Genomic DNA, 25,279 nt, shown 5'->3' with positions numbered 1-25,279 from the left:
GAGGTTCGCACGCGGGCGCCGTCACTTCCGACGGTGCTCGGCGGTGGTCTTCAGGTCGTGGAGCCAGGCTTCGAGGCCCGCGCCGAGTGCGGCGGTCGCCGTAGGGACGTCGGCTTCGACCTGGGCGCCGGTCCAGGTCTCCTCGGTGTGGACGCGGACGCCGCCCTCGACCTCGGTGAAGGTCCACAGGTGAACGCCCTCGTCGATACGCAGGCCCTGACCGATCGCGGGTCCGCTCCACAGGACGCAGGCCCCGTGCCGGAGTTGCCGGACGGTGGAGGTGATGTCGAGGGTGGTGGCGGGGGTGGTCGGCGTGGCGGGCGCCGGGGTGGTCCAGCGGAACCGCGAGCCCTTACCGAGCCGGCCGGTGTCGAGGCGTTCGGCGGTGAGGACGGGCTGCTGCCAGGACGGCCAGCGTTCGACGTCGGTCTGGAGCTTCCAGACGGTACTCAACGGCGCCTTGATCACCACGTCGGAGTGGTAGCGGATACGGGCGGAGGCGTCCACGCCCTGCCCTCGGCACTGGGCCGTACGGCCGTGGTGGGCGCCGGCCTGCGCGGGCGCGGCCTGCGCGGGCGCGGCCTGCGCGGGCGCGGCCTGGGCGGGCGCGGCCTGGGCGGCGGGGATCGCGGTGGCGAGGGTGCCGACGACGGCGAGTGCGAGCGGGAGGGCGAACGTCAGCGTCCTGGTCCTGGTGCCGGGCATGAGGATTCCCTTGGTCTGAAGGCCTGGTGGGCCTGGTGCGCCGGTTGGCGGATTGGCTGGTTGGCGAGTTGGCGGGGCGGGCGAGGAGTACGGGGTGCGGGTACGGGTGCGGGTGCGAGCCCCCGCTTACGGGTGAAGGCCGTGCACGGGTAGGACATGCACCGGCGAAGAGCACCTGCCGGTGAGGAACACCTACCGGTGGAGGACGCCTACGGGTGAAGCACACCTACGGGTGGAGGACGACCTTGCCCGCGACCGTTCCGGACTCCGCCAGACGGAGAGCGTCGGCGACGTCGGTGAGCGGGAGCCGGGCCGCGATCCGGGGCGTCACGTCACCGCGCTGGAGGGCGGCGAACAGCTCGGTGAGGTCGGTCCGCAGCCGGGCCCGGAAGCGGCTCTTGGCCAGGGCGCGGCCGGCCCAGACGTTGAAGAAGTAGGCGCGGCGGCGGTTCGGCAGCGCGTTCCACAGCCACAGCCGGCCGAGCAGCTTCAGCACGGGCCACTGCTTGGACCCCTCGTCGTCCCGGGTGGAGGCGGTGCCGTACGAGACGAGCGTGCCGCCGGGGGCGAGGAGGCGCCAGGAGTCGACGATGCCCCGGCCGCCGACGTGGTCGAAGACGGCGTCCACGCCGCCGGGGGCGAGTTCGCGGATCCGCGCGGCCAGGTCGCCGGTGCGGTAGTCGACGGGGGTGACTCCCTGGTCCCGCAGGGCGTCGTGGTGGCGGGTGGACGCCGTGCCGATCACCCGGACGCCGGCGGCGCGGGCCAGCTGGACGAGGACCGAGCCGACGCCACCGTTGGCACCGTGCACGACGACGGTGCCGCCCGCGCGGACCCGCGCCTTGCGGTGCAGCATCTGCCAGGCGGTGATGCCGTTGACCACCAGGGTCTCCGCCTCCGCCGCGTCGATCCCGGCGGGCACCGGCACCACGTCGGCGGCGTCGACGAGGACATGACTGGCCCAGCCGCCGACCTTGAGCAGGGCGGCCACCCGGGTGCCGGCGAGGCCGGGCTCGACGCCGTCGCCGGTCGTCAGCACCGTGCCGACCAGGTCGTAGCCGGGGACGAAGGGGAACGGCGGCTGGTCGTAGTAGCGGCCGCGGCGCATCTGCTGCTCGGCGAAGGAGACCCCGGTCGCCTCCATCCGGATCAGCACCTGCCCGGCGCCCGGGGTGGGGACGGCTCCGTGCCGGATCCGCAGCCCTTCCGGCTCGACCTTGCCCGGCAGGACGACCTCGACGAGTCCCTCGGCGTTCATGACAGCCTCCAGTGAGCGTTACCTCTGCTTGCGTTCGTTAGAAGTTGTAACGCAGATTGAAGGAAAGTGTCAATAACCTCCGTGATAGCCTCTAACGAAATCGTGAGGCTATAGATCACAAGCGCATGCCGGCACGGCCCCCAAGACCTTGTGACCTTGTGACCTCGAGCCTTGTGGATCGGAGAGGTGGCGGCAGGCCATGGCGGAGACGGGTACGACGACCCCGCGCGAGCGCTATCGCGCCCAGGTGCGGGCGGAGGTCAAGGAGCGCGCGTGGGAGCAGATCGCCACGGCGGGGGCGTCCGCGCTCTCCCTCAACGCGATCGCCAAGCAGATGGGGATGAGCGGACCCGCGCTGTACCGGTACTTCGCCGGCCGCGACGAGCTGATCACCGAGCTCGTCCGGGACGCCTATCGAAGCCTCGCCGACGCCTTCCGCACCACCTCGGCCGCGGGCGGCGGCCTGACCGGACTGGCACACACCCTGCGCGAGTGGGCGCTGGACGATCCCCAGCGGTACTTCCTCGTCTACGGCACGCCCGTCCCGGGCTACCACGCGCCCGACGACGTCACCACGATCGCGTCCGAGATCATGACGGCCCTGCTCGACGCCTGCGCCGACCTGCCCGCCGACGGCCCGCCGACCCCGCTCGCCACCCGCCTCGAAGGCCTCGGCGACCAGTGGACGAACGGCCACCCCGCCCCACCCGCAGCCCTCCACCGGGCCCTGACCTGCTGGACCCGCCTGCACGGAGTCCTGTCCCTCGAACTGGCGGGCCACTTCAACGGAATGGGCTTCGACCCCACGTTGCTCTTCACAGCCGAACTCGACGCTTTGCTCGGCCCTTCGGCGAACTGACCGCCCCGGTCCGCAGATCCGCACCCCGCCGTGAAATACCCGCGCCCCCAACGGAGTTGGTCACGGCATGACTCAAGGTCCCGCACCTCGCACACTGTCCGACGAGGCGCTCTCCGAGTTGCTCGGGCGGCAGCGGTTCGGCACGCTAGCGACCGTCCGGCGTACCGGGCATCCGCACCTGACCACGATGCTCTACAGCTGGGACGCCGACGCCCGGATCGTTCGGTTCTCGACGACGGCCGACCGCATCAAGCTCCGGCATCTGCGCCGCGACCCGCATGCCGCCCTGCACGTACCGGGCGACGACGTCTGGTCGTTCGCCGTCGCCGAGGGCGAGGCCGAGGTTTCCGGGGTCACGGCCGTGGCCGGTGACGCGGTGGGACGGGAGCTGCTCGGGATGATCCCGGCGGACGCGCGGCCCGAGGACGAGGACGGGTTCCTGGAGCAGCAGGTCGCCGAGCGCCGGGTGGTCGTCCGGCTGAAGGTGGACCGGCTGTACGGGACGGCGCTCGACATCGACGGCTAGGCGCCGTCGCGGGCGGACACCGTGTACGGGCGCGAGGGAAGGCCCCCGCACCCGTACCGGACGCTCGGCTAGAGCGTCACCTTGGTGCCGCCCAGCGTCACCACCAGCTGGCCGTTCGAGGCGAAGGACCAGGCGAGGGCGCCGCCGTAGGAGGAGGCGCAGCGGGAGCCGTTGGTGCCGGTCCAGAACTGGTTGGTGCTGTCGGCGTCACCGACCGTCTTGTCGTTGGAGCCGCTGACGTTGTACCGGCAGGACGTGTTGGTGCGGAACACCGAGGTCCCCGCGTCCCAGGAGTAGTTGCGCTCGGCGTTGTCGACGCTCAGGTTGTTCGACACGGCCATGGAGCCCGGGTTGCTGTTGTACGTGAACCCGTGATGGCCGTTGCGGTAGGCGATGCTGCGCCGTACGACGTGATTGACGGCGATGTCGTCGCCGCCGAGCTTGTAGCCGTTGCGGTCGCCGTTGGTGTTCACGGTGCCGTCGGAGAGGGTGCCGTTGTTGTAGGAGAGGGAGTCCTCGACGGTCACCGGGCCGATGGCTCCGGTGTCGGTCTTGGTGTAGAGATCCCAGCCGTCGTCGATGTTGTGGTGCGAGACGGCGTACCGGAAGACGTTGCCGGTTCCGGTGGTGAGCTTCGCGGCGAAGCCGTCGGCGTCCTCGCCGTCGGAGTCGGCGTTGTCGTGCGACTCGGCGGAGAGGATCAGGTTGTCGGACGGCCACTGCGCGGCGGGCGTGCTGGAGGCGATCCGGCCGAGCTGGAGCCCGGTGTCGTGGTTGTAGCGGGTGATGGTGCGCTCGATGACGTTGTGGCTGCCGCCGACGTAGATCCCGTTGTCACCGGCGTGTTCGACGACGACCCCGTAGACATGCCAGTACGAGCCGAACAGCTGGAGCCCGCGGTTCGTCGAACTCTCGCTCTGTGCCGAGAAGTTGAGGACCGGCGTCTCACCCGGGTAGGCGGACAGGGTGGTCAGCGCGCCCGCCGTGCCGCTGCTGGTCGCCGGGACGGTGACCGTCGACGCCTGGGCGTAGGTCCCGCCGCGCAGGTAGATCGTGCCGCCCGCGGTGACCCGGCCGATCGCCGAGGTGAGGGTGGTCGGGGCCGACTGGGTGCCGGCCGCGCTGTCCGTGCCGCTCGGTGAGACGTAGAGCGCGCCGCCGGCCGGGGGTGTGGTGCTGTCGGCGGTCGTCGCCTCCAAGTAGTCGACGTTGGGCAGGCCGGCCGCGGTGGTCGGGGTGAGCCGGACGGTGTTGCTGCCCGCGTTGAGGGACACCGTGAGCGTCTTGGTGACCCAGGTCGACCAGGCGGCGGTGGCCTCGAAGGACGGCGTCTGCACGGTCGTGCCGTTGACGGCCAGGGAGGCCGGGCGAGCCGTACCGGCGCCGTTGGCGAATCGGACGTTCAGCGTCGCCGTGCCGGCCGTGGCCGCGTTCACGGTGAACTGGGCGTATCCACTGGTCGCGTTGGTTCCGTTGCAGAATCCGCTGCCGGAGTAGCCGGTCCAGTCGGAGTCGATGGTGCCGGCGCAGACCGCCGGGGAGGTCTCCGCCTCGTAGCGGGTGGTGGTGGCCGCCTGGGCCGCGGTGCCGGACAGCGCGACGAGCGCTCCTGCCACCAGACTGACGCAGGCCGTGACGGATCTCAGCTGCATGGTTCGCATGGGTCATCTCCAGGAACGGAACGAGTGCGGGTCGGCCGGACCAGAAAGCGCTTTCTCCCGGAAGTTAGGGGCGTGGCGTGAGCGCGTCAAGAGTCGGGTACCTGTTCTCTGTTCACATCTGTGGACGGAAGCGTGGTGTGTGCTCGCCTGCACTCGATCTCCTCAAGGGATCCGTGCAGGAGCGTCACACAGACTGCACACAGTCTTTCGAACGACTCGTTAGCGTTTCCGGCCATCGGCCCCACCATCGGACCCCCGCGTAGGAAGACCGCAGATGGACTACTGCTCCACGTGCCGCCGGCATCTCAACGGCGCCCTGGTGTGCCCTGGATGCGGCGCCTACGCTCCGGACATCGCGCCGGTCGCGGTCGACCGCGGCATCGCCCCGGCCCGGGTCGCGATGACGACACGGACGACGACCCGGATATCGACCCCGGTGCCGGATCCGACGCCTCCGAGGCTCACGCCTCCGTCGACGACGTACGCCGACACCGCGTCGTCGGCCGCCCCGTCGACCACCCCGTCGCCCGACTCCGAGAGCGCGCCGACCGCGACGGCCGTTCCCTACGCGCGACAGGGGCGGGCGGCCCGTCGGCGGCAGCTGGCCCGCTGGAAGAAGAACCAGCGCCGAGCCGTGGTCGCGACGGCCGTCGCCCTCGTCGGAGGCGGTCTGACCTTCGCCGCGCTGGACCGCCAGACCGGCGACCAGGCACAGGCGGCCGCGGCGCCGGAGACCCCGACCACGGCGGGCGGTGAGGAACCGACCCTGGAGCACACCCTGCCGTCGGTGAGCCGCTCCGGCGCGCACCGGACCATGCCCTCGTCCAGCACCCCGCGGTCGTCGACGAACACCCACCCGGACTCGCTGGCCTCTGCCCCCGCAACGGTGCCGTCGGTCCCCCGGCAGCGGACCGGAACCTCGTCCGACGGCGGAACGGCCAACGCCGCCACCGGCACGGCCGGCATCACGGACACGACCGGCACGAGCGGTGCGAACGGCGCGAGTGGCGCGAGTGGCGCGAGCGGGCAGCAGTCGTCCGCCGCCACCGCGTCCGACGGCACGGAGTCGTCGACCTCGAACTCGAACTCCGCCTCGAACTCCTCGACTTCGACGTCATCTTCGTCGTCGTCATCCTCGTCGTCCTCTTCGTCGAACTCCTCGTCGTCCTCCTCGACGAGCACCGCCCCCGCGGGGACCTCGCCTTCGGACGTCTGTCTGCTGGGCCTGATCTGCCTCGGCTGACCGGGCCGGCCGTACTCGGCCCCAGCTCACGAACGTGCGCCGGGCCCATCGGGAGCGCACGCGCGACGGGTCCCGTTCCGGGAAGTAAGACACCTCTTGGTTGCCGCAGGGGACTGTTCCTGAACCCGGGTTTCACCTCGCACGTCGTCGGTGTCTCGGAGTACGAGAGCCGGGGTCTGCTCGACATCCTGTACGCCCATCTCACCAAGCCCGAGCACCTCGTGCGCCACCGCTGGCGGCCGGGCGACGTGGCCCTCTGGGACAACCGCAGCACCGCTCACTACGCCAACCGCGACTACGGCGACCGGCACCGCGTCATGCACCGCATCACCCTGCGCGGCGACCGGCCCCGGGGCACGGGGGCCCAAGGAGACCGAGGGGACTGAAGAGGCTGAGGAGGACCCAGGGAACTTATCGGGGCGGCTGTTAGTTTCTACGTTGCTGTAGATCTTGTGCAGTCGCAGTCACCTGCTCCGCCCCGACCTTCTGGAGTTCTCATGGCCCTGTGGGACCGCATCAAGGAGTCCGCGTCGACGATGCAGACCCAGCTCGTGTCGAAAAAGAACGACCTCAAGAGCGGCGCCTTCCGCGACGCGAGCATGGCGATGTGTGCCCTGGTCGCGGCGGCGGACGGCACCATCGACCCCGCGGAGCGGCGCCGGGTGGCGCAGCTGATCGCCTCCAACGAGGTGCTGCAGAACTTCGACGCCACGGACCTCCAGCGGCGCTTCGACGACAACCTCAACAAGCTGACCACCGACTTCGACTTCGGCAAGGTCAGTGTTCTGCAGGAGATCGCCAAGGCGAAGAAGAAGCCGGCCGAGGCACGGGCCGTCATCCAGATCGGCATCGTGATCGGCGGCGCCGACGGCGACTTCGACAAGACCGAGCAGGCCGTCGTACGGGAGGCGTGCTTCACCCTCGACCTGCCGCCGCACGAGTTCGACCTCTGAGCACGCCCTCGCCCCGGTCGGCGTCGCCGCGCTCGGCGAGATGAAGCCGCGTCACTGAGGCGGCCCGCCGGAGGGTGGTACGGAAGGGCGGTGCGGGACACCGTAGGGGTTCTCCCGCACCCCCGTCCGAGCACCGCCGGGCGGTCAGCATCGCCGGGCGGTCAGCGCCGATACCCGCCAGCCGATACCCGTCAGCCGATGTCCGTCAGGCCGGTCGCCAGGCCGTTCTCGTCCCAGCGGACCTCCAGGACGCGGGTCACGGCGTCCCGGTCGATCGGCCCGAACACGTGCGGGAACAGGGTGCCTTCGGCGACCCCGGGCGGCGGAGCGGGCGCGGCCGCCTCCCATGCGCAGGTCGCGGTGAGCCGCTCCTCGTCGAGCACGAGCGCCAGCAGCGGCCGGGGGCCGGTCCGGTAGAACGCGTTGACGACGGCGAGCGTGGTCGCCTCGTCGGGCGAGCAGTGGACGAACCCGTCCGCCGCGAGCGAGGCCGGCGCGTAGGGCCGCTCGGGGGCGGTGCTCCAGTCTTCGAGCGGTACGACGTGATAAATCATCATCCCGTTATACAACGGGCGTTCACTCCCCCTCGGGGAGCTCGATGATCTCGCCCTTCTCGTCGAGGGTGTGGGTGCTCCAGTAGGTGTCCCACTTGTCGCCGACCTTCTCGGGGACCTTGCCCTCCGGATAGCGGGCCCAGCCCTGCGCCGGCTCCTCGCCGTCCGGCACACAGTCGCCGCCGCCGCTGTTCACCGCCAGCACCGGGTACTCGCCGCCGCCGCAGCTCGCCTCCTCGATCTGGAGGCCGCAGCCGGTCAGGGTGGCGACGGCCACGGCCACCGCCACGGCCGCACCGACCACACCGGCCACCGCGCTGCGCGCTCTCCCTCGGCTCCTGGTCCTACGCATGGTCGGCTCCTCCGCACGGCTCGACGGCCGGCCAGCCCGACGGCTGCACCGGTGATGCGATCAGCCTGCCGAGCGGCGGGAGTGTTCTTCTTGAGTACGGGTACTCATACGCCTGGGACGACGTCCTCAACACGGCTGAGTGACGCCGCTCTCGGTCCCCGGCCCCTCATCCGGACCTGTGCTACCGTGATAAAAGTGGCAGTTTCGGTTACCAGAGGCTTTTGAGTGCTCTTCGACCATCCGTCGACGGGCACTCTTTTTGTTTGTGGTGCTTTCCCGATCCTGCCGCACCCGGGTCCGCAAGGTGCGGAGTCCGGGCATTGCCCCATAGGGAGATTCAACATGGCATCTGGCACCGTGAAGTGGTTCAACTCGGAAAAGGGCTTCGGCTTCATCGAGCAGGACGGTGGCGGCGCTGACGTGTTCGCCCACTACTCGAACATCGCCACGTCCGGCTTCCGTGAGCTTCAGGAAGGCCAGAAGGTTACCTTCGACGTCACTCAGGGCCAGAAGGGCCCGCAGGCGGAGAACATCCAGCCCGCCTGAACCGCCTGACGCCGCCTGACGCTGACGCTGACGCGATCGGCTGCGCATCACGCGGACTACGTGGCCGGGGCCCGCACTCCTGAGTGCGGGCCCCGGCCCATGGCATTTTCCCCTTTCGAGGAAGGTATCGGATGAACCGCAACAGCTCCGTCCGCTCCCGTACGGACCGGCGCCAGGGCGCCCCCTCCCGTTCGGCCAAGCCCGGGCGGAGTGGACGCGGAAGTCGTCCCGCCGCGTCCGGCGGTGAATTCGCGCTGCCCGTGACCCTCACCCCGGGACTGCCGGCCGTCGAGTCGTTCGCCGAACTCGACATGCCCGAGCACCTGCTGACCGCCCTCGGTGCCGAGGGTGTGACCACACCGTTCCCGATCCAGGCCGCGACGCTGCCGAACTCGCTGGCCGGCCGGGACGTCCTGGGCCGTGGCCGCACCGGTTCCGGCAAGACCCTCGCCTTCGGACTCGCGCTGCTGGCCCGCACGGCCGGACAGCGGGCCGAGCCCCGGCAGCCGCTGGCCCTGGTCCTCGTCCCCACCCGGGAACTGGCCCAGCAGGTCACCGACGCCCTCACCCCCTACGCCCGCGCGCTGCGGCTGCGGCTCGCCACGGTGGTCGGCGGTCTGTCGATCGGCCGGCAGGCGAGCGCCCTGCGCGGCGGTGCCGAGGTCGTCGTGGCCACGCCCGGCCGCCTCAAGGACCTCATCGACCGGGGCGACTGCCGGCTGGACCGGGTCGCGATCACCGTCCTCGACGAGGCCGACCAGATGGCCGACATGGGCTTCATGCCGCAGGTGACGCAGCTGCTCGACCAGGTGCTTCCCGACGGCCAGCGGATGCTGTTCTCGGCCACCCTGGACCGCAACGTCGACCGGCTGGTGCGGAACTACCTGCACGACCCCGTCGTCCACTCGGTCGACCCGTCGGCGGGCGCCGTCACCACGATGGAGCACCACGTGCTGCACGTGGAGGACGAGGACAAGCACGCCACGACGACGGAGATCGCCGCCCGCGACGGCCGCGTGATCATGTTCCTGGACACCAAGCACGCGGCGGACCGGCTGACGAAGAAGCTGCTGGCGGTCGGGGTGCGCGCCGCGTCCCTGCACGGCGGCAAGTCCCAGAACCAGCGGACCCGGACGCTGGCCCAGTTCAAGGACGGCCATGTCACGGTGCTGGTGGCGACCAACGTCGCGGCCCGTGGCATCCACGTCGACAACCTCGACCTGGTCGTCAACGTCGACCCGCCCGCCGACCACAAGGACTACCTGCACCGCGGCGGCCGTACGGCACGCGCCGGCGAGTCCGGAACCGTCGTCACGCTGGTCCTGCCCCATCAGCGCCGGGAGATGACGCGGCTGATGGCCGACGCCGGCATCACCCCGCAGACCACCCGGGTCCGCTCGGGCGAGACCGAGCTGAGCCGTATCACCGGCGCGCAGGCGCCCTCCGGCGTGCCCGTCGTCCTCGCTCCGGCGGTCACCGAGGAGCGTCCCGCGCGTTCAGCGTCCACCGCGCGCTCGCGCCGTGGCCGTCCCGCGGCCCAGGGCAACGGCCGTCCCACCTCCCAGGGCGGACGACCCACCTCCCAGGGCCGTCGCCGCTCCCCCGCCAAGGGCAACGGCAACACCGCGAACGGCCGCTGAGGCCGGGCCGGGGGCCGGTGGGGGCTCACATGCCGGTGTCCTCCGCCAGCGTGTGCGCGACCAGCGCGTTGGCGTGGCCGTGCCCCAGCCCGTGCTCGGTCTTCAGCCAGGCGACGAGCTCCATGTGCCGGGTGAGCGGCGAGGCCCGGATCAGGGTCTTCCACTCGGCGATCGGACGTCCGTACTTCTTCTCGATCGACGGGAAGTAACTCGCGGGGCCCTTCACAGCTTCAGTCATGTCCGTATGACCGGCGCCGAAGGGAGAAGTGATCGGCGCGGGGAAGTGATCCGCGTCACCTGCCTCCGGCCGTCGCGTGGCCGGCCCCCGCTCACCCGCCGGCGGCGGCGTACCCGGCGTAGGGCAGCAGGATCGCGGGGAGGGTCAGCAGCCGGGGCTTGAGCGGGCGGCCCTTCTTCAGGGGGCGCAGTCCGTCGAAGAGGACGAGCAGCAGCGCGACGAACACCGCGAACAGGACGAGCGTGATCCGCACGAAACCGCCGTCCTCGATCTGGTCGTACGTGCACTGGTCCAGGTCGCGGCGGCCGAGGTCCTCGTAGGTGCAGTGCCCGTAGCGGAGGTACCAGCGCGCGCACAGCAGGACGACGGCCGTCGGAAGGCCGATCAGCAGGTGTACCAGGAGCGGCGGCAGAAGGCCGCGCAGTACGGAGAGTGCGGTACGCATCCGGTCACCCCACCAGGGCGGGGCGGGGCGGGCTGTGGCGGAAGCCACTCCTCCGGTCACAGGCCCGTCACAGTGGCCTCAGCGCGCCGGGAACCGGGCCCTGACCTCCCACCCCTGGCCGTGACCCGCCGGTACCGGCCCGGTGCGCAGCTCGCCGCCCTGGGCCGTGACCGCTCCCGCAGACCGACGAGACCGAAGCCGCCGCCGCGGGCCTCGGCGGGCAGCTGGGTGCCGCCGCGGCCGTCGTCGACGACCGTGACGTCCAGCCGGGCGCCTCAGGGGCGTCGGGCGGTCATACGGGGGCGCCGCCGAAGCCGATCTCGTTGCCGTCCGGGTCGTGGAAGGTGACCTTGCGTACGCCGTTGGAGTAGGTCTCGCGGCGGGTCGGGGTCAGACCGCGGTCGGTGATGGTGGCGACCCGGGTGTCGAGGTCGTCGACGAAGAGGGTGTTCAGGGCGTGGCCCTCGTGACCCGGGCGGTGCTCGATGTACAGGTAGCGGTGTTCGGCGAGCTCCCAGACGGCCTCCGCGTCGTTCGGGAGGAACGCCGGCGGGGCGCCGAGCAGCCGCTCGTACCAGGCGAGGGCCGCTGGGAAGTCGTTGACGGGGATGCCTGCGAAGAGATCGACGGCCATCTCCTCATCGTAGGTCCGGCGGCGCGCGGCGACCCGGTGCCACGCAGCCGCCTCAGTCGTCCAGCACCCCCCGCAACTCGCCCCGGCGCCGAATGCCCAACTTCCGGTAGGAGCTGGTCAGATGGGTCTCCACGGTCCGGCGGGCCACATGCAGGAGGTCCGCTATCTCGGTGTTGGTGCGGCCGTCCGCCGCGAGTTCCGCGATCCGGCGCTCGCTGCCCGTGAGGGACCCGGAGCCGGTGTGCGCGGGTGTGGTGCGGCGGCCGCCCGCGGTACGGAGGGCCTGTTCGGCGTAGGTCAGCAGGCGGACGCTGCCCAGCCGTTCGGCGCGTTCGGCGCCCTCCCGCAGATGGTCGCGGCCCCGCCCGCGTTCACCTGCGGCGGTCAACTGGCGGCCGTGGGCGAGGAGGGAGGCCACGAGTTCCGCCTCGGCCGGGGAGTCCCGGAGGACGGCCACCGCCTCCGCGCCCAGTTCCAGGCCCCGCCGGCCCCGGGTCGCCCGGCCCAGGACCCGCAACGCCCGTCCCGTCGTGCGCGGGGTGTTCCACACCCGGGCCAGCCTCAGTTCCTCCGTCGCCAGGGCCAGTGCCTCCTGCGAGTTGCCCAGCGCCAGCCGGCACTCCGCGGCCGCCGTCCGCCACGGTGTGACGACCGGACTGTGCACGGCGCGGGCGGACTGACGCCGGCCGCACTCCAGGAAGTCGTGCAGGGCGCCCGCGACATCCCCCTCGGTGAACCGCAGCACGCCCCGCGCGTACAGGAACCGGTTCAGCTCCCAGGAGTCGGGGGTGTCGCGGAGGTCGAAGGTGTCGGCCAGCCGGCGGGCCTGGGGCGTACGGCCCGTCTCCACCAGCGCGAGCAGGGTGTGCGCGTCGGCGTTGACCGGGCTGCCGCCGGTGCGCCGCGCGCGGCCCGCCTCGGGGAGGGCGGCGAGCAGCGTGCCGTACGCGCCCCGCGCCGCCGCGATGTCCCACCTGGTGTCCAGCAGGGCCTGTTCCATCGGGTGCAGGAGGCTCGGATGCTGGCCGGCCAGGCCGCGTTCCACCAGGCGTTCGGCTTCGTCGAGTTCGTCGGCCCACTGGGCCACCGCCGCGGCCGTGCCCAGCAGGAACGGCTCGGCGAGGGGATCGGCGGGTTCCGTCAGGAGGGTGCGCAGCCGCCGCATCGCCTCCCGCGCCGGGAGGTCGCCCGCGGTCGCCGCGTACCGCACGAGCAGGGCCTGCCCGGACGCGCCGACGAGTTCCGGGGAGCGTTCGGCGGTGTCGGTGAGCCAGCGGTAGGCCTCCCGGCGGACCGTCTGGTCCTGGTCGGAGAGCAGCGCGGACGCGGTCTGGAGGGCCCGCGCCAGGTCGGGGTGACCGGCCAGCCGGGTCTCCAGCCGGCGCAGCACCTCCACCGCCGTACGGACCTCCCCCCGGCCCACGAGCGCGGTGCCCAGCGCGATGGCGGTACGGACCTGGTCACGGGGTTCGGCGGGCAGGTCGAGCGCCTCGGCCAGCCGTGGGATGCCCGCCGGGGTGTCCGCGGAGGCGTACTCCAGGGAGCCGAGTTCGGTGAGCAGCCGCTGGCGCAGGTCGTCGGGCAACGGTTCCTGGAGGGCTCGGCGCAGGTAGCGGACGGCGTCGTCGGGGCGGGCGTCGCGCGCGGCCACGGTGGCGGCGTCGCGCAGCACGCGCAGCGCCCAGGGCAGGCCGGTGGGCGCGCTGCCCAGCAACTGCCGTGCCACGGCGTCGAGGTGGTCGCCCCGGCGCAGCATCGCCTGGGCGACCGCCCGGTGCGCGTCCTGACGGCGGGCGGGGGACCACCCGCCGAGGACGGCGTCCCGCAGGAGCGGGTGCGCGTAGCGGGGGCGGCCGGCCCGGTCCGGGCGCAGCACGCCGAGCCGCGTCATCGCGGTGAACCACCCGGAGACCCGGGCCGGGTCGGCGCCGGAGGCGTCGGCGACGAGCGCGGCGAGGGTGTCGGTGGCTGCTTCGGCGGCGGGCAGGGCTTCATGGGCGGCTTCGGTGTCGGTGTCGGCTTCGGCTTCGGTGGCGGGAGCAGGGCCGGGGAAGGGGCCGGGTACGGCGTTGCGGGCGACGGAACCCTCCGCCGGCCCGGCGCTCACCGCCCGCCCGACGTTCTCCGCCCGCTCGGCCCGTTCGGCGCTCGCCTCACGCTCCGCCGCCCGCTCGGCCCGTACGGCGCGTTCCGTCTGTTCCGTTCGTTCCGCCTGTTCCAGGGCCGCGAGGGTCCGGGCCACCTCCGCCGTCGCCGGGCCCGCGCTGTCCAGCCACCAGGAGACGGCCGCCGGGTAGGAACCCGGGTACAGCGCGGCGCACGTCCTTGGGACGGCCGTCGGCGGCGGGGCGCCGTCGAGGTCGTCGAGGAGGGCGTGCAGAAGCAGCGGGCTGCCCGCGCCGGCCCGCACACAGTCCGCCGTCCACCGGTCGGAGGCCGTCGGGAAGGCGGCCCGGACCAGGTCGGCCGAGGCGTTGTCGGTGAGCGGGGCGAGGGTGTGGGTGCGGACCACGGACGGGGACAGGGCGTGGGTGAGACCGGCGGGCCGCGGGTCGATGTCGTACTGACTGCGCTCGGTGGCCACCAGGAGTACCGGTAATCGGTCGATATGGCGGGCCGCCTCCACGAACCAGCGGCGTGAGGCCTCGTCGGCGAGATGGACGTCGTCCACGGCCACCATGAGCGGCGACTCGTCGGCGTACGAACGCAGCAGCCGCCACAGCCGCGCCGCGCTCCCCCGGTCGTCGTCGCCCGGCCCGACGTCCGCGAACTCGGGCACGGAGCCGAGGAGATGGAGCACCGAGGAGAAGGGCAGCGCGATGTCGTCGGGCGAGCAGCGGGCGCGCAGCACCCGCAGGCCCAGGTGGGTGGCGTGCGCGGCGGCGGCCTCCAGGACGGCGGACCGGCCGGTGCCCGTGGCCCCGCGCAGCAGAACGAGACGGCCTGCGCCGGCTCGGGCCCGCTCCGCCTCCGCCGTGAGCAGCGCGTGCGCGTCCTCGCGTTCCCGCAACGGTCCGGTCATCCCTGCCTCCTGCTGTCGGGCACATCGGACTTGTCCATGTACACGTAGAGGTCGTGCGGTTCGGTACGGGTCCGCGCGGCCGTTGTGGCGAGGCTCACGGTGCCCTGGCACGCAGCGGCCGAAAAGGCTCTGACCTGCGCCGATGCAGGTGAACCGTGGTGGTGGGGGGCTTGCTCTCGTGGTCCGCCTCGTGGTGCTCCACGATTGCGCGCGCCCCGGAGGTCACAGAAGTCTGGACCGTACCCACCCGTCACCGGTCCCCATCGGACGGCGGGCCCGTGAACTTGGGGGAAACGGTTGCTCAGCTCACCACGGACATCAGAGACCGGCGCCACGGTCATCGCCGCGACAGGCGCCGCCGTTCCAGGCGTCGCCCTCGGCACCCGGCGGCGGATTCCGGTGGCCGTCCAGGCACCCGATCCGATCTCCCGCGAGGGCGCCGTCAGCCAGTTGCGCGGGCGTCCCGAGGTCGAGGTCCGCGAGGAGGTCTCGGCCGCCGCCGGCACGGTGGCGCTGCTGATCGAGGACACCCTCGACGAGGGGGCGCTGGGCCGGCTGCGGCGGATCGTGCGCAGCGAGGGGGCGCGGGCGGTGCTCGTCGTGGGCACGATCCGCGAGACCGAACTCCTGGACGTCATCGAGTGCGGGGTCGGGGCCATCGTCTGGCGCCGCGAGGCCACCGCGCACCGGCTGGTGCAGGCGGTGCTGGCCGCCCACCGCGGCGACGGCGACCTGCCGGCCGATCTGCTCGGCAGGCTCATCAGCCAGGTGGGCACGCTGCACCGCGGTGCGGCGGGCCGGCCCGGCGCCCCCTCCCTGGGGCTCGCGCCACGGGAGGTGGACGTCCTGCGGCTGGTCGCCGAGGGCCTGGACACCGGAGAGATCGCCAGCAAGCTGTCCTACTCCGAACGAACTGTCAAGAACGTCATGCACGGACTCACGACGCGGTTGCATCTGCGCAACCGGGCGCACGCGGTGGCATATGCCCTGCGGGAAGGCTACATCTGACCGAACGGGCAATCGAAGGCGGACACGCGGGCAGCATGCCCTGCCCGGCCGCCGACCCTGTCGTGCCTGCGGATCCGCGGCCGTCCGGGGCACGATCGTCGGACAGTGGGTGTGGCACGGCAAGTTGAGGAGCACGACGGTGATCCACGAGGTGGACGAGGTCCTCAAAGAGCTGCTCGGAAGCGGCGCGCTCGCGGGCTCCGGCATCGACGTCTCCTTCGAGGCTCCGACCCGGGACTGGGCGGCCCGGCGCAACGCCCCTGTGATCAACACCTACTTGTACGACATCCGTGAGGACGTGACCCGTCGCCAGCGCGGCCAGATGGCGGTGCGGGACGAGCGGGACATCGTCGTGAAGCGCCGTCAACCACCGCGCTGGTTCCGGCTGTCGTACCTGGTGACCGCCTGGACCCGGACCCCGCAGGACGAACACCGGCTGCTGTCGGCCGTGTTGGCGACGCTGCTGCCGCGCGAGATGCTGGCGGCCGACGAGCTACCGGGCTCGCTGCGCGCGTTGGGGCTCGCGATGCCGGTGACGGTGGCCGGCATCCAGACCGAGTCGCGTTCCCTCGCCGAGATCTGGTCCGCCCTGGGCGGTGAGCTGAAGCCGTCGCTGGACCTGGTGGTCACGGCCCCCTTCCCGGCCTACCCGGAGTACGACGCCGGGCCGCCGGTCACGGAGGGCGCGGCGGTCCGCCTGCGCGGGATGGACGGCGACCCCCCGGAGTCCGCCGAACGCGCCCACCGTCCCCACCAGGTGGCCGCGGCCCGCGCCGCCCGCGAGGCCGGCACCCACCGCCCGGACCAGCGGTGAACGACGCGTACACCGAGGCAGCCGAGGCCGACGCCGACGTACCGGCGCCCGACACCGACCCGCCCGCGGCCGAGGACGGCTCGTTCGCCACCGACGCCGACGTGTTCATGGCCGAGGCCGGCCCTGCGGGGCACGGAGGGCACGGGGAGCACGAGCGGCACGGGGGCCTCGATACCCGGGACGACGGGGCCGGCGCGTTGCTCGTGCGGGTCGGGGTTCTGCGGGATCGGGTCGGTGATCTGGTCGACCGCCGGGCCGCCGTCGACCCGACGGCCGCCGATCCGCTGCGCGGCCTGTACCTGTCCGAGGAGGCGGTACGGCACCTGCTCGGCGGTGGTCAGGCCGCCGCCGGTCCCGTCGCGACCCCGCCCCGGGAAGCGGACCCGACCGACTCGCTCAGGGACCTCGCCGCCCGGCTCCGGCTCACCGAGCTCGACGCCACGATCCTCCTCATCGCCCTCGCGCCCGATCTGGACCGCGGCTTCGAGCCGCTCTACGGCTACCTCAACGACGACGTGAGCAGACGGCGCGCCACCGTGGGGCTCGCCCTCGAACTGTGCGGGGCGCCCGCCCACCTGGCCGCGGCCCGCGCCCGTTTCCACTCCTCGGCGCCGCTGCGCGCGTACGGGCTGCTGGACGTCGAGGAGCCCGAACGTCCCTTCCTGTCCCGCTCGTTGCGCGTACCGGACCGGCTGCTCGCCCATCTGCTGGGCGACGACACCCCGGACGCCGCCCTGCACGGACACCTGCACCCGCTGCCGCCGCCGCTGCCCGCCGACGACGAGGACTTCGTCCGGCTGCTCGCGCGCCGGATGCGGGAGGGCGGCCCGCTCACCGCCTATCTGCGCGAACATCGCGAGGGCGACGGCCTCGCCGCGATCACCTCCGCCCTGCGCGCCGCCGGAGTCGACGCCCTCCGCTTCACCGGGCCCGAGGACCGCGTGCCCGGCCTGCTGCGCGAGGCACGGCTCGGCGGCCGGGCGGTCGTACTGTCCGGGCTGCCGGAACAGCCGGGGCCGCTGATCGGCGCGCTGGCCGACGCGCAGGACGTCACCGTCCTGCTCACGGACCCGCGCCCCTACGACCCGCACTGGTCCACCCACGATCCGCTGGTCCTGGAGGCGCCGCGCCGCCGGGCCGGCGGGACGGCCGCCTGGGCGGCCGCGCTGGACTCCGCCGGCCCCCTCGACACCGCGCCCGGCTTCGACCTCGCCGCCACCGTCGCCCCCTACCGCCTCGGCGGCGAGCGGGTCGCCCGGGCCGCGCGGGCCGCCTCCGTCCTCGCCGCCTTCGAGGGCGGGCCGCTCACCGCCGACCATGTGCGGCTGGCCGCGCGGCAGCAGTCGGCGTCCGGCCTCGAACGGCACGCGCGGCGGATCCGGCCGGACGTCGGCTGGCAGGACCTCGTGCTGCCCGAGCGGCCGTTGACCCAGCTGCGCGAACTCGCCCTGCGGGCCCGGCACCGCGACCGGGTGCTCGGCGACTGGCGGCTCAGCGCCGGCGGCGGACGCGGCCGAGGGGTGCTCGGACTGTTCGCGGGCGAGTCCGGTACCGGCAAGACGCTCTCCGCCGAGGTCGTCGCCGCCGAACTCGGCCTCGATCTCTACGTCGTCCAGCTCTCATCGATCGTCGACAAGTACGTCGGCGAGACCGAGAAGAACCTGGAGCGCATCTTCTCCGAGGCCGACCGCACCGACGCCGTGCTGCTCTTCGACGAGGCCGACGCCGTCTTCGGGAAGCGGTCGGAGGTCAAGGACGCGCACGACAAGTACGCCAACATGGAGAGCGCCTACCTGCTCCAGCGGCTGGAGTCCTTCGACGGCATCGCGCTGCTCACCACCAACCTGCGCGCCAACATCGACGAGGCGTTCACCCGGCGCCTGGACCTGGTGGTCGACTTCCCGTTCCCCGACGCCGGGCAACGGCTCGCGCTGTGGCGGCACGGGCTGACTCACGTGCCGTGCGCCCCCGACGTCGATCCCGGGCAGCTGGCCAAGGACTTCGAGCTGGCCGGCGGTTCGATCCGCAGCGCCGTCGTCACCGCCGCCTACCTCGCCGCCGGACGCGACGAGCAGGTCGGCGACGACGACCTGCTGGAGGGGGCCCGCCGCGAGTACCGCAAGGCGGGCCGCCTGGTGCCGGGCGAAGCCAACTGGTAGGTCGGCTCCTCCCCCGGCCGCTCCCGTCGGCCGCTACTGCGCGCGCCACTTCTGGTTGGGCGTCCCCGAGCACGTCCACAGCTGGAGCTTGGTGCCGTTGCCGGTGCCGTTGTCCTTGGCGTCGATGCACTTGTCGGCCTGCGGGTTGACCAGGTCGCCGGCCTGGCTCAGCACCCACTGCTGGGCCGGGTTGCCGGAGCAGTTGGCCACCTGGATGACCGCGCCGTCGTCCTTCGACCCCCAGGCGACGTCCATGCACAGACCGAGCGCGCGCACGGTGCCGTCACTCTTGAACACCCACTTCTGATTGGCCGACCCGGCGCAGTCCCACAGCTGGAGCGGGGTGCCGTCCTTGCCCTTGCCGTTCTGGGCGCCGGTGATGTCGATGCACCGGTCCGAGGCCTGGCCGATGATCACGGCGCCGGGCACCGGGGCCGTCGTCTTCGTGCCGCCCGAGCCACCGGTTCCGCTGCCGCTCCCGCTGCCCGATCCCGAGGAACCACCGGACGTGGAACCGCCGCTGCCGTCCTCCTCCTCGGCCGGGGCGGAGGAGGTCTGCTGCTCGGGCAACGGTGCCGCCGAAGCGTCCACCTTCGGCGCCGACGGCGCGGACACGGAGGGACTGGGCAGCGCCGTGCTGCCGGCCTCCGCGAGCTTCTCACTGGCGCTGGTGTTGACCTGCGGCTTGTACGCCAGCCAGATCATCACGAACGCGATCGCCAGAGCCAGCGACAGGCTGAGCGCCGTCGCCAGCCAGCGCGGCAGGAACCCGCGCTGCACGAACGTGCCGTCCACCGAGAGCGGCACCGCCCCCGACCGCTGCACGTTCAGCGCGTACGGCCGCTGTTCCTTCGAGCCGAACCAGATGATCTGGCGCGGGCGCAGCGTCGTGTCGACGAACACCGCCCGGCCCGGCTCGATCTGCACACTGCCCGGCCGGAACTCGTAACCGAGGTGGTCACCCATGTCGGTACCGGTGACGGACGCCGTCAGCCGGGTGTTGCCGATGTTGTCGATCGCGAGGCGCGGCCGGCCGCGGAACCGCCCCTTCACCGTCGGCGGCACGAGTTCCGCCCGCACCTCGGTGAACGGCGTGACCGTCAGGTTCCCCTCGGGAACGGTCACCGCCTCCGGATGCTCGGTCGGCGTGATGCGCACCGCGTACGGGTTGGGGCCGGCCGTCGCGTCCGGGGTGCGCGGCGGGGCGAAGGTCAGCTCGACCGTGCCCGTCGTCCCCGGATACAACCGCAGCGTCTGCGGCTCCACCGCCGTCCAGGGAGCCACCGCGCCCACCGGCTCGAAGCGGTACTCGTCGACGACGTCACCGGTGTTGCGCACCCGCAGCCGTACGGTCGTAGTGCCGCCGGGGTCGACGGTCGCCGCGGCCGGTTCCAGAGAAGTCCACAGAGTCACCTGTCGACGCTATGCCGCGGGGCGAGGGCCCGTCAGGAGGCCGCGGGGCACGACCGCTGCCCGAAAGGGACGATGGGTCGTGCCCGTTCACCCGGTTGCGGACCGTGTGTCAGACGGTGAAGCGGACGGCTTCCAGTTGGAGTTTCTGTTCCATGGGGCTGCCGCCGTAGATCCAGTCGCCCGCCTTGGTGCAGCCGTTGCCCAGCCAGCCCCGGTCCTTGACGTGCGCGTTCTGGCAGACGGAGCCCTCGATGGTCTTGATCGTGAACCCCTCCATCACGGCGACCGCCGGCTTGCTGGAGCCCATCCACATGTTGACGCCGTCGGTCGCCTTCGACCACTTGTCGCCGGTCAGCCAGCCCCCGTCCACATGGGCGGCGTTGCCCGTGACACCGCCGGTCCGCGCCGTGGCGATGTTGAGGGCCTTGATGGGGAGGTTCTTGCCGGTCGTGCCCGCGATCGCGCCGTCGCAGACCGGGTCCTGCCACCCCTTGTCCTCGATGTAGGCGCGGTAGCAGATGTGCCGCCCGTCGCTGCGGGCCGCCAGCTTGTTCACGGCGTCGGCCGCCGTCTCCTGCTTGGGCTTCGCGGGGGCCTTCGACTCCGCCCCGCCGCCGCCGCCGCTGTCACCGTCGCTGCCACCGTCGCTGCCACCGCCGGCGGCCGGGGCCGCGCTGGTGGCCGGGGCCTCGGGTACGACGGCCGCCGTCGGGGTGGGCACCAGGGCCGGGGCGCTGGGCTCGGCCGAGGGACTGGGCGCGAGGGTGCTGACACCGGCCTCCGCGAGCTTCTCGTTGGCGCTGGAGGCCACCCGGGGCTTGTACGCCAGCCAGATCATCACGAACGCGATCGCCAGAGCCAGCGACAGGCTGAGCGCCGTCGCCAGCCAGCGCGGCAGGAACCCGCGCTGCACGAAGGTGCCCTCCACCTCCAGCGCCTGCGCACCCGACCGGCGCACCGCCAGGTTGTAGCGCTGCTCCTCCTTCGAGCCGAACCAGATGATCTGGCGCGGGCGCAGCGTCGTGTTCACGAACACCGCCCGGCCCGGTTCGATCTGCACATTGGCCGGCTGGAGCTCGTACGCCAGCCGGTCACCGTGGTCGCTGCCGCTCAGCGAGGCGGTCAGTTTGGTGTTGCCGAGGTTGTCGATCGCGAGGCGCGGCCGGCCGCGGAACCGCCCCTTCACCGTGGGCGGCACGAGTTCCGCCCGCACCTCGGTGAACGGCGTGATCGTCAGGTTCCCCTCGGGAACCGTCACCGCCTCCGGATGCTCGGTCGGCGTGATGCGCACCGCGTACGGGTTGGGGCCGGCCGTCGCGTCCGGGGTGCGCGGCGGGGCGAAGGTCAGCTCGACCGTGCCCGTCGTCCCCGGATACAACCGCAGCGTCTGCGGCTCCACCGCCGTCCAGGGTGCGGTCGGGCCGACCGGCTCGAAGCGGTACTCGTCGACGACGTCACCGGTGTTGCGCACCCGCAGTCGGACGGTCGCCCGGCTGCCGGGGTCGACGGTGACGGAGGCGGGTTCGAGGGATGTCCACAGGCTCACATGCCGACGCTACGGGGAGGGCTGCTGCCGGGGTCAGAGGCGACGGGGCAGGGTGCGTGCCCTGCCGGGCCGCGACCGGCTGCCCGCGGGGACCCGACGGGCCGTCACCGCCCCCGGGGCCGCCCGCGTGCTCCCGCCGGGGACCCCGGCGCACCGGCGGCGGCGACGGCGGCGCGGGCGGGTCCCGGTGGCCCGCGCTGCCCGCGAGGGCAACAGCCGTGCCCCGGACCGTGCACCGGAAGCCGTTTCGACAAACGCGCTTCGCGCGTGACGGTGAAAGACGTCCTGACGCGTACCCCGAGGAGAGCACAGCATGCCGTCCTACCTGTCGCCCGGCGTATACGTCGAGGAGGTGGCCAGCGGCTCCCGCCCGATCGAAGGGGTGGGCACCTCGGTGGCGGCCTTCGTCGGGCTCGCCCCGACCGGCCCCCTCAACGAGCCGACCCTGGTGACCAACTGGACCCAGTACGTGGCCGCCTTCGGTGACTTCACCGACGGCTACTACCTGGCGCACTCCGTCTACGGGTTCTTCAACAACGGTGGCTCGGCGGCGTACGTCGTCCGCGTCGGCGGTACCTCGGCGGGTGCCGCCGGAGACGCCAAGTCGCCCGCCGCGGTGTCCGGTTCCGGCTCCGCGCCGGCCGCGCTCCCGGCCGGTGAGCCCAAGCAGCTCGGCACGTTCACGGTGACGGCCGTGGCGCCGGGCGAGACCGGCGGCCCGCTCAGCGTCGAGGTCGCGGACGCGGAGGGCGAAGGCCCCGCCGAGCGCTTCAAGCTGATCGTCAAGGACGGCGACAAGGCCGTCGAGACGTTCGACGTGTCGGCGAAGAAGGGCAACCGCTCCTACGTCGTCACCCAGGTCAAGGAACGCTCCAAGCTCATCACCGTGGCCGAGGCGGCGCCCGCCGCGCAGCTGGCCCGTCCGGAGAACCAGACGGTCGCGCTGGCCGCGCCGCCCGCCGGCGCGCCGGCCGGTGCGGTCGAGGCCGCGCAGCCCGTCGGCCCGGCGCAGTACCTGGGCGACAGCTCCGACCGCACCGGCTTCGGTGGCCTGGAGGCCGTCGACGAGGTGTCCATGGTCGCGGTGCCCGACCTGATGGCCGCCTACCAGCGCGGCGCGATCGACCTGGAGTCGGTCAAGGCCGTCCAGCTGGGCCTGATCGCCCACTGCGAGCTGATGGGCGACCGCGTCGCCATCATCGACCCGCCGCCCGGCCTGAACGCCCGCCAGATCCGGGTGTGGCGCCAGGAGACGGCCGGCTACGACTCCAAGTACGCGGCCCTGTACTACCCGTGGATCAAGTCCTTCGACCCGTCCGCCGGCAAGGCGCGGCTGATCCCGCCGAGCGGTCACGTGGCCGGTGTGTGGGCCCGCAACGACTCCGAGCGCGGCGTCCACAAGGCTCCCGCGAACGAGGTCGTGCGCGGCGCGGTGGACCTGGAGATCCAGATCACCCGCGGCGAGCAGGACCTGCTGAACCCGATCGGCGTGAACTGCATCCGGGCGTTCCCGGGCCGCGGCATCCGCATCTGGGGTGCCCGCACCCTCTCCTCCGACCCGGCCTGGCGCTACCTGAACGTCCGCCGGTACTTCAACTACCTGGAGGAGTCGATCCTGATCGGCACCCAGTGGGTGGTGTTCGAGCCGAACGACCACGCCCTGTGGGCCCGGATCCGGCGCAACGTCTCGGCGTTCCTCGTGAACGAGTGGCGCGGCGGCGCGCTGTTCGGCGCCCGTCCCGAAGAGGCGTTCTACGTCAAGTGTGACGAGGAGTCCAACCCGCCGGAGTCGGTCGACCTCGGCCGTGTGATCTGCGAGATCGGCATCGCGCCGGTCAAGCCCGCCGAGTTCGTGATCTTCCGGCTGGCCCAGTTCTCCAGCGGCAACGGAGAGCTGGAGGAGTAGGCCGCAGCAGGCCCTCCGTCGTACCGCCCGCTTCACCACACTTAGAAGGAAAGCCAGATGAGTCTCCAGCCGGGTGACGCCCTTACTTCACACAATTTCGGCCTCCAGATCGACGGCGTGATGGTCGAGTACCTCGCCGAGGTCAGCGGCCTCAGCCTCGAACAGGACGTCATCGAGTACCAGCAGGTCTCCGCGCAGGGCAAGCCCGTCACCAAGAAGCTGCCCGGCGTGAAGAAGGCGGGCACCTGCACGGTCGTGCGCGGTATGACCCAGTCCGCGGCGTTCAACCAGTGGATCACCGAGTCGATCAACGGCGTGATGGGCACCGCCCGTAAGAACGCCACGATCATGGTGATGGACTACCAGAACAACCCGGTCAAGCGGTACAACATGCGCAACGCCTGGTGCAGCAAGATCGACACCAGCTCGGTGAAGGCCGGCGAGGCCTCCGCGCTGACCGAGACCGTGACGATCACGTTCGAAGAACTGGTCATCGAGTAATGCGGCGCACGGCTGTCCGGGCAGCGGCGGCGGGCGGGGAGCCGCAGGAGGCGCTCCCGGCCACCGCCGTGCCCGAGTCCGAATCCCTGTCCGGCCCCGCGTCCGCGTTCTCCGCGCCGGGCGCGGCCGCCGCCCCGGCCCCCGCGCCGTACCGGCTCCAGACGGAGTTCCCCTTCGAGCTGCCGCGCGGGTACGTCGACGAGGCGGGCACGGTCCACCGCGACGGTGTGATGCGGCTGGCGACGGCGCGGGACGAACTGGTCCCGCTCCGCGACATCCGCGTCCAGGAGAACCCGGCGTACCTGTCGGTGGTGCTGCTGGGCCGGGTCATCACCCGGCTCGGCAGCCTCCCGCTGGTACACGACGGCGTCGTGGAGAACATGTTCGCCTCCGACCTGGCGTTCCTCCAGGACTTCTACCGCCAGGTCAACGCCGAGGGGCACACCCGCGCCTCGGTGCGGTGCCCCCATTGCTCGGAGCCCTTCGAGGTGGAACTCGGCGGGAGCCGCCTGGGGGAATCGTGACGTACGCGACCGACCGGCTGCACGAGGAGATCGCGTACGTCGCCTACCACTTCCACTGGGGCCAGGACGAGATCCTGGACCTGGAACACCACGACCGGCGCCGCTACGCCGACCAGATCGCGTCCCTGGTGACCCGGGGCGGGGCGGAGGGCTGAGGCATGGGGTTCCTGGAACGGTTCCGGGGTGGCCGCGGGAGCGGTCGCGGGGACGGCTCGGGCGCGTCGCCGACCGCCGGCACCGGTGCGCCGGCCACGACCGGCGGTAGTACCGACCCGGTGAGCGACGCGGGTGCGGCGCCCCGCGTCGTCGCGGCCGCCTGGCCGACGCTCCCGCCCATCCAGCGCGCGGCCGCCGGAGGGACGTCGGGCGTCGCCGACGCCGGGTTCGGCGGTCGGCTGGCCACCTGGCAGAACCCCTCCTTCACCGGCACCGGCTTCCACGCGGTGCTGGACGCGGCACCGGGCGGCCTGATGAGCAGCCTGCGGACGGCTCCACCGGTCGCCGAACCGGAGCGGGTGGCCGCGCCGCCCCGGCCGATCCCCCTTCAGCGTGCCGTTCCCGCGTCCTCGCCTGCCGCTCCCCGCCCGGCTTCGGCCGGTCCGGGCTCGACGGCCGGTCCGGGCTCGACGGCCGGTCCGGGCTCGACGGCCGGCCCGGGTGCGGCGAGTGCTCCGCGCGCTTCGGGTGCATCGCGTGGGGCAAGTGGGGCAAGTGGGGCGAGCACTACGGGGGTTACGGCTGCGGCTCCGGCTTCCCCGGCGGTGCCCGTGGT

Annotated in this window: 24 protein-coding genes and 1 pseudogene; 14 read left to right on the top strand and 11 right to left on the bottom strand. The window is 72.5% G+C overall.

All coding sequences use genetic code 11. The features are described 5' to 3' along the window. Positions 1-21 precede the first annotated feature (21 nt). Both ACFVYS_RS32820 and ACFVYS_RS32815 read right to left on the bottom strand, forming a co-directional pair. Positions 22-705, bottom strand: a complete 684-nt coding sequence (locus tag ACFVYS_RS32820) for an SRPBCC family protein (RefSeq protein ID WP_389507995.1) — start codon at positions 703-705, stop codon at positions 22-24. A 226-nt stretch (positions 706-931) separates the two neighbouring features. Next, positions 932-1,963, bottom strand: coding sequence for a medium chain dehydrogenase/reductase family protein (locus ACFVYS_RS32815; protein WP_389507994.1), 1,032 nt, complete (start codon positions 1,961-1,963; stop codon positions 932-934). A 199-nt stretch (positions 1,964-2,162) separates the two neighbouring features. Here ACFVYS_RS32815 and ACFVYS_RS32810 point away from each other — a divergent pair, with 199 nt between their 5' ends. After that, entirely contained in the window at positions 2,163-2,822 is a 660-nt protein-coding gene (locus ACFVYS_RS32810) for a TetR/AcrR family transcriptional regulator (RefSeq protein WP_389507992.1), read from the top strand. 67 nt (positions 2,823-2,889) lie between these two features. Beyond that, a complete protein-coding gene (locus ACFVYS_RS32805) occupies positions 2,890-3,348 on the top strand; it encodes a TIGR03618 family F420-dependent PPOX class oxidoreductase (RefSeq protein WP_389507990.1) in 459 nt (152 codons plus the stop codon). A 68-nt stretch (positions 3,349-3,416) separates the two neighbouring features. Here the strand turns inward: ACFVYS_RS32805 and ACFVYS_RS32800 are convergent, their stop codons facing one another. Next, positions 3,417-5,000, bottom strand: coding sequence for a carbohydrate-binding protein (locus ACFVYS_RS32800; RefSeq protein WP_389508047.1), 1,584 nt, complete (start codon positions 4,998-5,000; stop codon positions 3,417-3,419). A gap of 283 nt (positions 5,001-5,283) precedes the next feature. On the opposite strand from ACFVYS_RS32800, the gene ACFVYS_RS32795 reads away from it, so the two are divergent. From ACFVYS_RS32795 to ACFVYS_RS32785, 3 genes and pseudogenes are all read left to right on the top strand, one after another. Beyond that, positions 5,284-6,252: a hypothetical protein gene (locus ACFVYS_RS32795; RefSeq protein ID WP_389507988.1), complete on the top strand. Its 969-nt coding sequence runs from the start codon at positions 5,284-5,286 to the stop codon at positions 6,250-6,252. A 92-nt stretch (positions 6,253-6,344) separates the two neighbouring features. Then, positions 6,345-6,638: pseudogene (locus tag ACFVYS_RS32790) on the top strand (TauD/TfdA dioxygenase family protein); the annotation flags it as partial. Between the two features lie 111 nt (positions 6,639-6,749). Then, positions 6,750-7,205, top strand: coding sequence for a tellurite resistance TerB family protein (locus ACFVYS_RS32785; RefSeq protein ID WP_020133267.1), 456 nt, complete (start codon positions 6,750-6,752; stop codon positions 7,203-7,205). Positions 7,206-7,396: 191 nt separating this feature from the next. On the opposite strand, the gene ACFVYS_RS32780 is transcribed toward ACFVYS_RS32785, so the two are convergent. After that, positions 7,397-7,759 (bottom strand): DUF952 domain-containing protein, encoded by a 363-nt coding sequence (locus ACFVYS_RS32780; RefSeq protein ID WP_389508045.1) that lies wholly within the window; start codon positions 7,757-7,759, stop codon positions 7,397-7,399. 22 nt (positions 7,760-7,781) lie between these two features. Continuing rightward, a complete protein-coding gene (locus tag ACFVYS_RS32775) occupies positions 7,782-8,111 on the bottom strand; it encodes an SCO0607 family lipoprotein (RefSeq protein WP_389507985.1) in 330 nt (109 codons plus the stop codon). A gap of 342 nt (positions 8,112-8,453) precedes the next feature. Here ACFVYS_RS32775 and ACFVYS_RS32770 point away from each other — a divergent pair, with 342 nt between their 5' ends. Together ACFVYS_RS32770 and ACFVYS_RS32765 are read left to right on the top strand one after the other, a co-directional pair. After that, positions 8,454-8,657 (top strand): cold-shock protein, encoded by a 204-nt coding sequence (locus tag ACFVYS_RS32770; RefSeq protein WP_020133270.1) that lies wholly within the window; start codon positions 8,454-8,456, stop codon positions 8,655-8,657. A 131-nt stretch (positions 8,658-8,788) separates the two neighbouring features. Then, positions 8,789-10,297: a DEAD/DEAH box helicase gene (locus tag ACFVYS_RS32765; RefSeq protein WP_389507983.1), complete on the top strand. Its 1,509-nt coding sequence runs from the start codon at positions 8,789-8,791 to the stop codon at positions 10,295-10,297. 25 nt (positions 10,298-10,322) lie between these two features. On the opposite strand, the gene ACFVYS_RS32760 is transcribed toward ACFVYS_RS32765, so the two are convergent. The 4 genes from ACFVYS_RS32760 to ACFVYS_RS32745 form a co-directional block, all read right to left on the bottom strand. Next, a complete protein-coding gene (locus ACFVYS_RS32760; RefSeq protein ID WP_028807398.1) occupies positions 10,323-10,535 on the bottom strand; it encodes a DUF4287 domain-containing protein in 213 nt (70 codons plus the stop codon). A gap of 91 nt (positions 10,536-10,626) precedes the next feature. After that, complete coding sequence (locus ACFVYS_RS32755) at positions 10,627-10,980, bottom strand: hypothetical protein (RefSeq protein ID WP_389507981.1); 354 nt, start codon at positions 10,978-10,980, stop codon at positions 10,627-10,629. 292 nt (positions 10,981-11,272) lie between these two features. Next, entirely contained in the window at positions 11,273-11,614 is a 342-nt protein-coding gene (locus ACFVYS_RS32750) for a VOC family protein (RefSeq protein WP_389507979.1), read from the bottom strand. Between the two features lie 52 nt (positions 11,615-11,666). After that, positions 11,667-14,636, bottom strand: coding sequence for an AAA family ATPase (locus ACFVYS_RS32745; RefSeq protein ID WP_389507977.1), 2,970 nt, complete (start codon positions 14,634-14,636; stop codon positions 11,667-11,669). Between the two features lie 297 nt (positions 14,637-14,933). Between ACFVYS_RS32745 and ACFVYS_RS32740 the strand changes: the two genes are divergently transcribed. The 3 genes from ACFVYS_RS32740 to ACFVYS_RS32730 all read left to right on the top strand — a co-directional run bounded on the left by ACFVYS_RS32740 (position 14,934) and on the right by ACFVYS_RS32730 (position 18,617). Continuing rightward, a complete protein-coding gene (locus tag ACFVYS_RS32740; protein WP_389507975.1) occupies positions 14,934-15,644 on the top strand; it encodes a LuxR C-terminal-related transcriptional regulator in 711 nt (236 codons plus the stop codon). Between the two features lie 139 nt (positions 15,645-15,783). Beyond that, positions 15,784-16,458: a DUF4255 domain-containing protein gene (locus ACFVYS_RS32735; protein ID WP_389507973.1), complete on the top strand. Its 675-nt coding sequence runs from the start codon at positions 15,784-15,786 to the stop codon at positions 16,456-16,458. A 107-nt stretch (positions 16,459-16,565) separates the two neighbouring features. After that, a complete protein-coding gene (locus ACFVYS_RS32730) occupies positions 16,566-18,617 on the top strand; it encodes an ATP-binding protein (RefSeq protein ID WP_389508043.1) in 2,052 nt (683 codons plus the stop codon). Between the two features lie 33 nt (positions 18,618-18,650). Here the strand turns inward: ACFVYS_RS32730 and ACFVYS_RS32725 are convergent, their stop codons facing one another. Beyond that, positions 18,651-20,030 (bottom strand): ricin-type beta-trefoil lectin domain protein, encoded by a 1,380-nt coding sequence (locus tag ACFVYS_RS32725; protein ID WP_389507971.1) that lies wholly within the window; start codon positions 20,028-20,030, stop codon positions 18,651-18,653. Positions 20,031-20,139: 109 nt separating this feature from the next. Next, positions 20,140-21,576: a hydrolase gene (locus ACFVYS_RS32720; protein ID WP_389507969.1), complete on the bottom strand. Its 1,437-nt coding sequence runs from the start codon at positions 21,574-21,576 to the stop codon at positions 20,140-20,142. 313 nt (positions 21,577-21,889) lie between these two features. Between ACFVYS_RS32720 and ACFVYS_RS32715 the strand changes: the two genes are divergently transcribed. The 4 genes from ACFVYS_RS32715 to ACFVYS_RS32700 are packed head-to-tail and all read left to right on the top strand — an operon-like array spanning position 21,890 to position 24,662. Then, complete coding sequence (locus tag ACFVYS_RS32715; protein WP_389507967.1) at positions 21,890-23,482, top strand: phage tail sheath family protein; 1,593 nt, start codon at positions 21,890-21,892, stop codon at positions 23,480-23,482. A 57-nt stretch (positions 23,483-23,539) separates the two neighbouring features. After that, positions 23,540-23,983: a phage tail protein gene (locus ACFVYS_RS32710; RefSeq protein WP_020132887.1), complete on the top strand. Its 444-nt coding sequence runs from the start codon at positions 23,540-23,542 to the stop codon at positions 23,981-23,983. Next, positions 23,983-24,507: a hypothetical protein gene (locus ACFVYS_RS32705; RefSeq protein WP_389507964.1), complete on the top strand. Its 525-nt coding sequence runs from the start codon at positions 23,983-23,985 to the stop codon at positions 24,505-24,507. The genes ACFVYS_RS32710 and ACFVYS_RS32705 overlap by 1 nt, the downstream gene beginning before the upstream one ends. Further along, positions 24,504-24,662, top strand: coding sequence for a DUF6760 family protein (locus ACFVYS_RS32700; protein ID WP_020132885.1), 159 nt, complete (start codon positions 24,504-24,506; stop codon positions 24,660-24,662). Before ACFVYS_RS32705 ends, ACFVYS_RS32700 begins: the two co-directional genes overlap by 4 nt. The last annotated feature ends 617 nt before the right edge of the window (positions 24,663-25,279 follow it).

This window comes from Streptomyces sp. NPDC058295, from assembly GCF_042880655.1.
Classification (GTDB): domain Bacteria; phylum Actinomycetota; class Actinomycetes; order Streptomycetales; family Streptomycetaceae; genus Streptomyces; species Streptomyces coriariae.
This window is presented reverse-complemented; position numbering and strand designations above follow the sequence as displayed.

What these genes read in the sequence shown, in the direction of transcription:
- ACFVYS_RS32820 (WP_389507995.1), bottom strand. Translation starts at nt 705, where the DNA reads ATGCCCGGCACCAGGACCAGGACGCTGACGTTCGCCCTCCCGCTCGCA.
- ACFVYS_RS32815 (WP_389507994.1), bottom strand. Translation starts at nt 1,963, where the DNA reads ATGAACGCCGAGGGACTCGTCGAGGTCGTCCTGCCGGGCAAGGTCGAG.
- ACFVYS_RS32810 (WP_389507992.1), top strand. Translation starts at nt 2,163, where the DNA reads ATGGCGGAGACGGGTACGACGACCCCGCGCGAGCGCTATCGCGCCCAG.
- ACFVYS_RS32805 (WP_389507990.1), top strand. Translation starts at nt 2,890, where the DNA reads ATGACTCAAGGTCCCGCACCTCGCACACTGTCCGACGAGGCGCTCTCC.
- ACFVYS_RS32800 (WP_389508047.1), bottom strand. Translation starts at nt 5,000, where the DNA reads ATGCAGCTGAGATCCGTCACGGCCTGCGTCAGTCTGGTGGCAGGAGCG.
- ACFVYS_RS32795 (WP_389507988.1), top strand. Translation starts at nt 5,284, where the DNA reads ATGGACTACTGCTCCACGTGCCGCCGGCATCTCAACGGCGCCCTGGTG.
- ACFVYS_RS32785 (WP_020133267.1), top strand. Translation starts at nt 6,750, where the DNA reads ATGGCCCTGTGGGACCGCATCAAGGAGTCCGCGTCGACGATGCAGACC.
- ACFVYS_RS32780 (WP_389508045.1), bottom strand. Translation starts at nt 7,759, where the DNA reads ATGATTTATCACGTCGTACCGCTCGAAGACTGGAGCACCGCCCCCGAG.
- ACFVYS_RS32775 (WP_389507985.1), bottom strand. Translation starts at nt 8,111, where the DNA reads ATGCGTAGGACCAGGAGCCGAGGGAGAGCGCGCAGCGCGGTGGCCGGT.
- ACFVYS_RS32770 (WP_020133270.1), top strand. Translation starts at nt 8,454, where the DNA reads ATGGCATCTGGCACCGTGAAGTGGTTCAACTCGGAAAAGGGCTTCGGC.
- ACFVYS_RS32765 (WP_389507983.1), top strand. Translation starts at nt 8,789, where the DNA reads ATGAACCGCAACAGCTCCGTCCGCTCCCGTACGGACCGGCGCCAGGGC.
- ACFVYS_RS32760 (WP_028807398.1), bottom strand. Translation starts at nt 10,535, where the DNA reads ATGACTGAAGCTGTGAAGGGCCCCGCGAGTTACTTCCCGTCGATCGAG.
- ACFVYS_RS32755 (WP_389507981.1), bottom strand. Translation starts at nt 10,980, where the DNA reads ATGCGTACCGCACTCTCCGTACTGCGCGGCCTTCTGCCGCCGCTCCTG.
- ACFVYS_RS32750 (WP_389507979.1), bottom strand. Translation starts at nt 11,614, where the DNA reads ATGGCCGTCGATCTCTTCGCAGGCATCCCCGTCAACGACTTCCCAGCG.
- ACFVYS_RS32745 (WP_389507977.1), bottom strand. Translation starts at nt 14,636, where the DNA reads ATGACCGGACCGTTGCGGGAACGCGAGGACGCGCACGCGCTGCTCACG.
- ACFVYS_RS32730 (WP_389508043.1), top strand. Translation starts at nt 16,566, where the DNA reads ATGGCCGAGGCCGGCCCTGCGGGGCACGGAGGGCACGGGGAGCACGAG.
- ACFVYS_RS32715 (WP_389507967.1), top strand. Translation starts at nt 21,890, where the DNA reads ATGCCGTCCTACCTGTCGCCCGGCGTATACGTCGAGGAGGTGGCCAGC.
- ACFVYS_RS32710 (WP_020132887.1), top strand. Translation starts at nt 23,540, where the DNA reads ATGAGTCTCCAGCCGGGTGACGCCCTTACTTCACACAATTTCGGCCTC.
- ACFVYS_RS32705 (WP_389507964.1), top strand. Translation starts at nt 23,983, where the DNA reads ATGCGGCGCACGGCTGTCCGGGCAGCGGCGGCGGGCGGGGAGCCGCAG.